Annotated in this window: 1 protein-coding gene; it reads right to left on the bottom strand. The window is 66.6% G+C overall.

The window, feature by feature from the left end; translation table 11 throughout:
* A partial coding sequence (locus tag IEY79_RS37080; RefSeq protein ID WP_189112056.1) for an acyltransferase domain-containing protein occupies positions 1 to 1,091 on the bottom strand: 1,091 nt, incomplete at both ends.

Genomic DNA, 1,091 nt, shown 5'->3' with positions numbered 1-1,091 from the left:
GGCCGCCAGCAGCGGATGCTCCACCGCACCAAGACCCAACTCCGCCGGGTCACCCGTGGCGTTCGAGACCGTCAGCCAGTAGCGCTCCCGCTGGAAGGCGTACGTCGGCAGCTCCACCCGGCGCGGTGCGGACCGCGCGAAGACGGCCGGCCAGTCGACGGCCACACCGTGGGTGAACAGGTTCCCGCAAGCGGTGAGGGCGCTGCGGCTCTCCGGCTGGTCGCGGCGGAGTGTGGGCACGGTCAGCAGATCAGGGTGATCCACGTCGAGGCAGTCCGCGGCCATCGCGGTCAACGCCCCACCCGGACCCACCTCCACAAAGGCCGTCGCGCCATGGGAGGCCAGCCAGCCAATGCCATCGGCGAATCGCACCGGCTGACGGGCGTGCTCCACCCAATACTCCGGAGCGCACACCTCTTCCGCGGATATCTGCCTGCCGGTCACATTCGACACGATCGGAATACGCGGCTCGCCGAAGGACAACCCTTCCGCGATCTGGCGGAACTCCGCCAGCATCGGCTCGATCCGCGGCGAATGAAAAGCATGACTCACCCGCAAACGCCGCACCTTGCGGCCCAGCCCGGAGAAATGCTCGGCAATCTCCTCGACCGCGCCCTCATCCCCCGACACCACCGTGGACGCGGGACCGTTCACCGCGGCGATCGACACCTCCTCCTCACGCCCGGCCACCACCCCCGCCACCTCATCGACAGGAACCCGAAGCGACACCATCGCACCACCGGCCGGCAACTCCTGCATCAACCGACCACGAGCCACCACCAGCTCACAGGCATCGGCAAGCGACAGCACGCCCGAGACATGAGCAGCCGCCAACTCCCCCACCGAATGCCCGACAAGGAAGTCAGCCCGCACCCCCCACGACTCCAACAGCCGGAAAAGCGCCACCTCAACCGCAAACAAACCCGCCTGCGTGAACGCCGTTTCATCGATCAGATCGGCATCAGCAGAACCCGCCTCAGCGAACACCACCGACAACAACGACCGACCCAACCCGGCATCAAGCCCAGCACACACCTCATCCAGCACACCAGCAAACACCGGATACACCGCATACAACTCACGACCCATCC

This window comes from Streptomyces camponoticapitis, from assembly GCF_014646115.1.
In the GTDB taxonomy this organism is placed as follows: domain Bacteria; phylum Actinomycetota; class Actinomycetes; order Streptomycetales; family Streptomycetaceae; genus Streptomyces; species Streptomyces camponoticapitis.
This window is presented reverse-complemented; position numbering and strand designations above follow the sequence as displayed.